This is a genomic window from Rahnella perminowiae, from assembly GCF_019049755.1.
Lineage (GTDB): Bacteria > Pseudomonadota > Gammaproteobacteria > Enterobacterales > Enterobacteriaceae > Rahnella > Rahnella perminowiae.
Window position 1 is genome coordinate 1 of sequence record NZ_JAFMOS010000383.1, and the last position, 6,928, is coordinate 6,928.

Below are 6,928 nucleotides of genomic sequence, written 5' to 3' on the forward strand. Positions count from 1 at the left end.
TGCCCGGAATATCCGGGCGTGAGAAAATAAAATCAGGAATGAAATGGTTACTCTCCGGCTAACTCCACCAGCGCTTTTTCCGCCAGTTGCTGGAAATAATTTGCGGCCGGGTAAATAGCCGATTCATCCGGGTTAAATTGCGGATGATGCAAGCCGAAGTGACTGGCAGAGCCGATGCTGACAAACGCACCCGGCACATGATGCAGATAAAAAGCAAAATCTTCTCCGCCCATTTGTGCCTGCGCCACCTGCGCGTCATAGCCAAATTCTGCGGCGGCCTGTAAAGCAAACTCTGCCCAGCGCGGCGTATTCACCACCGCCGGTGGCCCGGCAAACCAGTGCAATTCCGCCTGCGCGCCCAGCGCATCGGCTACGCCGGTGATGACTTTGCGGATGCGCTGCGGAAGGTATTCGCGGATCTCGCTGCTGTAGGTGCGCACCGTGCCTTCCAGTTCGACGGTTTGGGGTAAGACGTTCCAGGTATTGCCGCCTTCAATGCGGGTGACGCTGACCACCGCCGCGTCCTGTGCGCTGACGTTGCGGCTGACCACCGTTTGCAGCGCGGTCACGATATGGCTGGCGGTGACAATGCTGTCGGTGCCTTCTTCCGGATGTGCGGCGTGTGCGCCTTTACCGGTCACGGTTATCTGAAAGCGATCCACGTTGGCATAGAATGCTCCCCCTTTGGTCGCGAAGGTACCGACCGGCAGTTCAGGCGCATTATGGAGGCCAAAAATCGCATCAACGTTTTCCAGCGCACCGGCTTTAATCAGCTGCGATGCACCGCCAAAGCGTTCCTCAGCGGGCTGGAAAAACAGCCGCACGCGTCCGGGTAAGGTCTGTTCACGCGCCTTGAGCAAATATGCCGCACCGAGGATAACTGAAGTATGGAAATCGTGGCCACAGGCGTGCATTACACCGGGTTGCTGCGAACTGAACGTTACGCCGGAGGCTTCTTCAATCGGCAGGGCATCAATGTCCCCGCGCAGGGCCACAACGGGTCCCTGTTCCGGCCCGATTTCAGCCACAACGCCGGTTTTCAGCCCGAGCGATAAAATGCGGATCCCGGCGGCATTCAGCCATTGGGTAATCTTTTGTGTTGTCACAAACTCCTGATTGGATAATTCAGGATGCTGGTGTAATTCACGACGGTAAGCGATGAGTTTTTCTTCTAATCCGGATAATCCGTACGGGGTGCCGGATGAAATATTTTGTGTTTCTTGTGCAAGTGAAATGCTCATGGCGAAATAACCTTATTGTCTGAACAGAGAGAGTTAAACAGATGGAGCCATTCATTTCATGCTAGTCAGGCCAGCGGGAATAACGAAATACTCAGTCGCTATAATTTATAGTCGTTTTGCACAGCGGCCTGCATAGCAAAATACTGACTATAGAAACGTGATTTTATTATTTAGCTTTAACCTTATTTCGTGGAACTCTTTTTTATCACAACGGATAAAAAGGGATGCGCAGGTGAATTACCGACTGAGTTTATTAGATCAAAGCCCGATCAACGACGGGCAGACGGCTGCGCAGGCGCTAGACGCGACGCTGAATTTTGCGCTGGCAGCAGAAAAGCTGGGCTATCACCGCTTATGGGTGTCGGAACACCACGATACTGAAAAACTGGCGGGCAGCTCGCCGGAAGTGCTGATCGCCTGGTTGCTGGCACATACCTCCCGGCTGCGGATAGGTTCAGGCGGGGTGATGCTGCAACATTATAGTCCGTATAAAGTGGCGGAGAATTTTCATCTTTTATCATCGCTGGCGCCGGATCGTGTGGATATCGGCATCGGCAAAGCGCCCGGCGGTTTACCGCTGTCGACCAAAGCGTTGCGCGCCCATGCCCCGGCTGAATCAGCTCCCGGTTTCCCCGCCCAGTTACAACAACTGACGCATTATCTGACCCATCTGGATGACCATCTGGCGGGCACTGAAGCCCGTGCGTTGCCGCGTCCGCCGGTTGCACCGCAGCGGTTTTTACTCGGTGCCAGCAAAGAGAGCGCCCGTCTGGCGGCGTCGCTGGGCTGGAACTTTGTCTTCGCCGGTTTTATCAATGCTTCCGCTGAGGTGATGACAGAATCCGTGCTGGCTTTCCATGAATATTCGGCCGGACAAGGGCAGGCGCTGGTCAGTCTGGCTGCGCTGGCGGCGGAAACCCGGGAGCAGGCTGCTGAGCGGGTGGCCGGGCGACATAATTTTCGTGTCACGGTGGGCGACCGGCACGTCACGGTCGGTTCCCGCGAACAGGCTGAAGCCTTTGTGCGCCAGTCCGGCGCGACGCAATACCATATCGAACAGCAGCAAATCAGCATACTGCACGGCACACCCGGCGACATCCATCAGCAACTGCGCGATATTCAGCGCCGCCTGTGCGTGAACGAATTTGTCATACACACTCCACTGACTGAAGCCGGTGCGCGGCTGAAGTCCATCGAATTGCTGGCTGGCCAGCGGTAAGGAGATTTCATGAGCCAATCAAAAAGTATCAAGCTGGGTCTGATGTTGCACGGTGCCGGGGGGCATATGAACTCGTGGCGTCACGAAAAAGCGCCGGCAGATGCCAGTGTCAATTTCCCGTATTTCCGTGATTTAGCCCTGCGTGCGGAAGCAGCCGGTTTTGATTTCCTGTTCGTGGCCGACGGCCTGCACATTAACGAAAAATCGCTGCCCCATTTCCTCAACCGTTTCGAACCGGTGGCCTTGCTGTCAGCGCTGGCCTCCGCGACCCACAGCATCGGGCTGGCGGGGACTATTTCGACCTCGTACAGCGATCCGTTTACCGTCGCACGTCAGCTGGCTTCGATAGACAATATCAGTCAGGGGCGGGCGGGCTGGAACGTGGTGACCTCACCGCTGGCCGGTTCGGCGAAAAACTTCGGTAAAGATCATCCTGAACATGCGCTGCGCTACCAGATTGCGGAAGAATATATCAGCGTTGTGCAGGGGCTGTGGGACTCATGGGAAGACGACGCTTTTGTGCGCGACCGTGAAAGCGGTGTGTTTTTCGACGCGGCGAAGCTGCATAGACTGAATCATCAGGGGCAGTTTTTCTCGGTGGAAGGCCCGCTGAATATTCAGCGTTCGCCACAAGGTCAGCCGGTGATTTTCCAGGCCGGCGCGTCGGATGCCGGTATCGCACTGGCCGGTAAATCTGCCGATGCCGTTTTCACTAACGCCCGTACGCTGGAAGAAGCGCAGGAGTATGCGGCAAAATTACAGGAACAGGTCAGCAAAAATGGCCGCCATCCGGTGGGTATTTTCCCGGGGATCAGCCCGGTTGTCGGCAGAACTGAAGAGGAAGCTGAGGCCAAATATCAATATCTGTTGTCACTGTTGTCTCTCGACGATGCGCTGGCCTATCTCGGACGATTCTTCGATCACCATGATTTCAGCCAGTATCCGCCGGACGGCCCGTTCCCTGAACTGGGTGATTTAGGGCAAAACACCTTCCGCTCCACCACCGACAGTATCAAGAAACTGGCGCGTGAGGAAAACCTGACGTTGCGGGAAATCGCGTATCAGACCACCTTGCCGCGTGGTGAATTCTTTGGCACGCCGGAACAGGTCGCCGACCGTCTGATCCGCTGGGTGGAAGAGGGCGGTGCCAGCGGATTTATCATCAGCGGGCCGGTACTGACCGAAGCGCTGGATGACATTACCCGTCTGGTATTGCCGGTGCTGGAAGCACGGGGTTACTGGCATCCCTCACAGGCTCCGACGCTGCGCGAGCGTCTGAATATTCCGTTCCCGGCCAACCGTTACAGCGTGCATGAAACCCGGCGTGAAACAGTGAGCGAAAAATAGTTACAACATACTAAGGTTTTTCCCAGGCCCGCCACGGTAGCCCCGAGCGGGCTTTTTGCTTTGCAGGGCTGACGGACGGGCAGGTTTTTACGGTTCGGGAACCGCGGCAGGCTTGCCGGCATAAAAAATTAGGCGTAGGCTTTTCGCAATTAAAAAACGATCGGTCTAAATTATGTGTAGTGCGTTTTTCCCTGAACCTGAGGTGCCACTCAAACCGCGCCGCGGACGTCCGCCGAGAACGGCCCGGGAGTTTGAGGATACGCGCGAAGCCCTTATCCGTTCGGGGCTGGAAGTGATCACAGAAACGGGTTACCTGTCGGCAGGCATCGAGGCGGTGATCAAAAACATCGCCGTGCCGAAAGGCTCGTTCTATCACTATTTCAAAAATAAGCAGGATTTCGGCATGGCCGTGCTGACGGCTTACGGCGCTTTTTTCGCCCACAAACTCGACAAGTTTCTGCTCAGCACTGAATTGTCACCGCTGCAACGCATTGACGCATTTGTGACGCATGCCGGTCAGGCAATGGCGAAGTTTGAGTTCAGGCGTGGCTGTCTGGTCGGTAATTTATTGCAGGAATCCCCGCAGCTGCCGGATGATTTTTTGCAGAAACTCAAAACGATTTTGTATGACTGGGAAAGTCGTATCGCCCTCTGTCTGGAAGAAGCCCGTCAGGCGGGCGATATCGTATCAACCATGCCGACTGCGTCACTGGCACAGATTTTCTGGTCCGGCTGGGAAGGGGCGGTGATGCGGGCAAAACTGTTTCGCTCGGCCGGGCCGCTGGATCAGTTCTGGGCGTATTTCCGTCATACCCTTGTGTCACCTGTTCAATCCTGAATCTAAAAATAGCACCTGCAATCATTACGTGAGTCATCGCATACCTCACGACAAAAAACTCGAATCACCTGAAATATAAAGGGAAGAAAATGAAAGCATTGGTCCTGGAACAACAAGATAAGGCCACGCTGGCCGAAGTGAAAGAGATTGCGCTGCCGGATATGGCGGCAGGCGATGTGCGGGTGGATATCAGCTGGTCAGGGCTGAATTACAAAGATGCCCTGGCCATCACCGGTAAAGGTAAAATCATCCGGCAGTTTCCGATGGTGCCGGGTATTGATTTCGCCGGCCATGTCAGCCGCAGCAACGACCCGCGTTTCTCCGTCGGACAATCTGTCATTCTGACCGGCTGGGGCGTCGGCGAAACGCACTGGGGCGGTCTGGCTGAGCAGGCTTGTGTTAAAGGTGACTGGCTGGTCGCCCTGCCGGAAGGTCTGGCTGCGCGCAATGCCATGATCATCGGCACCGCCGGGTTTACCGCCATGCTGTGCGTCATGGCGCTGGAAGAGGCGGGCGTGACACCGGAAAGCGGCACCGTAGTGGTGACCGGTGCCAGCGGCGGCGTCGGCAGTACGGCGGTGGCCTTGTTGCATACGCTCGGTTACACCGTGGCGGCCGTGACGGGGCGTGGATCTACACATGATTATCTGCGTAAACTGGGTGCCGGCGAAATCCTCTCCCGTGATGATTTTGCCGAAACCCGTCCGCTGGAAAAACAACTCTGGGCCGGCGCGGTGGATACCGTCGGCGACAAGGTGCTGGCCAAACTGCTGGCGCAAACCAATTACGGCGGCTGCGTGGCGGCCTGCGGTCTGGCGGGGGGCTTCTACCTGCCGACCACCGTGATGCCGTTTATTCTGCGCAATGTGCGTTTGCAGGGGGTGGATTCGGTTTCAGTTCCCGCTGAACGTCGCGCTGCCGTCTGGGAGCGTTTACTGAATACGCTGCCGGACGATTTTTATCAGCAGGCTGCGACGGAAATTACGCTGGAACAAGCTCCGGCTGTTGCAGCCGATTTCCTGAACAATAAAATCCAGGGCCGGACGCTGGTGAAAATCGGCGGCTGACCGTTCCTGCCCGGTATTTTCGTGATACCGGGTGCTTTACTTCAATTTTTTCCCCGCTATAAAGAATTACCCCTGACCGGCCGATAAAAAGAACGTCCCTCTGAGAAAAAAGAGAATGGAATTCCTTATTTTCCGAATGACGCACCGCGCGAACACAATCAAAAACGAATAACGACAGGCATGGGGAAAGTATGGATAATTTTCAGAAAGAAATTGATGAGAGAACCAATCTCACTTCATCAAACCGGTTTGAGCTTTTGCTGTTCCGTCTGGGGACATCGCCGGATGACGAGCAATCTGAGCTTTTTGGTATCAACGTCTTTAAATTGCGCGAAATCGTGCCGATGCCCACGCTGACTAAAGCGGCGGGTATGGCCTCCCCGATGATGGGTATGGCCAACATCCGTGGCGAAATCATTCCGGTCATCGACCTGCCTGCTGTGGTCGGTTGTGTGCCCAAAACCGGCCTGAACATTCTGCTTGTCACCGAATATGCACGCAGTACCCAGGCGTTTGCGGTGGAATCCGTTGATGACATTGTGCGTCTTGAATGGAGTCAGGTGCTGGCTGCCGAGGCGGGTGTGAAAAGCCGTAACATCACCAGTATTGCGCGTCTGGATAACGATAAATCCAGTAACCGTCTGGCACTGGTGCTCGACGTTGAACAAATCCTCCATGACATTATTCCGAACAGTAATATCGACATGGATAAAAAGAAAACCAGCGCATTTAAACTCAAGCCGGGCACGGTGGCGATCGTGGCCGAAGATTCTAAAGTCGCCCGTCAGATGCTGGAGAAAGGGCTTAACATGATGGAAATCCCGGCGCAGATGCATGTCACCGGTCTGGAAGCCTGGAATAAAATCCGTAAAATGGCTGAAGAATGCAAAGCCCAGGGACTGCCCATTGCCGATAAAATTTCCTTCGTATTAACGGATCTGGAAATGCCGGAAATGGACGGCTTTACCCTGACGCTCAATATCAAGCGTGATGAATTCCTGAAAAATATCCCGGTTATTATTCATTCCTCCTTATCCGGCAGCGCCAATGAAGATCACGTGCGTAAAGTGGGTGCTGACGGTTATGTGGCGAAGTTCGAAATCAACGAACTGGAAGCGGCTATTCATAAAGCGCTGGAGGCGAAGAAAATCGCACATGTGTAATCCGCCCCTGAGCCTGTAACTGCCAAAGCCCGCCCGTTGTGCGGGTTTTTTTA

The 6,928-nt window shown here is 55.0% G+C and carries 6 protein-coding genes; 5 read left to right on the forward strand and 1 reads right to left on the reverse strand.

Annotation, left to right across the window (positions count from 1 at the left end; all coding sequences use genetic code 11):
• Window positions 1-47 precede the first annotated feature (47 nt).
• Window positions 48-1,241 carry an amidohydrolase gene (locus J1785_RS04925; protein ID WP_217218943.1) on the reverse strand — a complete coding sequence of 398 codons (1,194 nt, stop codon included), beginning with the start codon at window positions 1,239-1,241 and terminating at the stop codon, window positions 48-50.
• Between the two features lie 232 nt (window positions 1,242-1,473).
• On the opposite strand from J1785_RS04925, the gene J1785_RS04930 reads away from it, so the two are divergent.
• The 5 genes from J1785_RS04930 to J1785_RS04950 all read left to right on the forward strand — a co-directional run bounded on the left by J1785_RS04930 (window position 1,474) and on the right by J1785_RS04950 (window position 6,875).
• On the forward strand, window positions 1,474-2,460 hold the full coding sequence (locus tag J1785_RS04930) for an MsnO8 family LLM class oxidoreductase (protein ID WP_129991808.1): 987 nt from the start codon (window positions 1,474-1,476) through the stop codon (window positions 2,458-2,460).
• 9 nt (window positions 2,461-2,469) lie between these two features.
• Window positions 2,470-3,807, forward strand: a complete 1,338-nt coding sequence (locus J1785_RS04935) for an LLM class flavin-dependent oxidoreductase (RefSeq protein ID WP_129955485.1) — start codon at window positions 2,470-2,472, stop codon at window positions 3,805-3,807.
• A gap of 172 nt (window positions 3,808-3,979) precedes the next feature.
• Complete coding sequence (gene acuR, locus J1785_RS04940; RefSeq protein ID WP_217218944.1) at window positions 3,980-4,645, forward strand: acrylate utilization transcriptional regulator AcuR; 666 nt, start codon at window positions 3,980-3,982, stop codon at window positions 4,643-4,645.
• An 89-nt stretch (window positions 4,646-4,734) separates the two neighbouring features.
• A complete protein-coding gene (locus J1785_RS04945) occupies window positions 4,735-5,712 on the forward strand; it encodes an oxidoreductase (protein WP_217218945.1) in 978 nt (325 codons plus the stop codon).
• Between the two features lie 191 nt (window positions 5,713-5,903).
• Window positions 5,904-6,875: a chemotaxis protein gene (locus J1785_RS04950; protein ID WP_129955488.1), complete on the forward strand. Its 972-nt coding sequence runs from the start codon at window positions 5,904-5,906 to the stop codon at window positions 6,873-6,875.
• Window positions 6,876-6,928: the final 53 nt, after the last annotated feature.

Bases quoted from the DNA above. Each gene is read 5' to 3' on its own strand.
- J1785_RS04925 (WP_217218943.1), bottom strand. From the start codon at position 1,241: ATGAGCATTTCACTTGCACAAGAAACACAAAATATTTCATCCGGCACC.
- J1785_RS04935 (WP_129955485.1), top strand. From the start codon at position 2,470: ATGAGCCAATCAAAAAGTATCAAGCTGGGTCTGATGTTGCACGGTGCC.
- acuR (WP_217218944.1), top strand. From the start codon at position 3,980: ATGTGTAGTGCGTTTTTCCCTGAACCTGAGGTGCCACTCAAACCGCGC.
- J1785_RS04945 (WP_217218945.1), top strand. From the start codon at position 4,735: ATGAAAGCATTGGTCCTGGAACAACAAGATAAGGCCACGCTGGCCGAA.
- J1785_RS04950 (WP_129955488.1), top strand. From the start codon at position 5,904: ATGGATAATTTTCAGAAAGAAATTGATGAGAGAACCAATCTCACTTCA.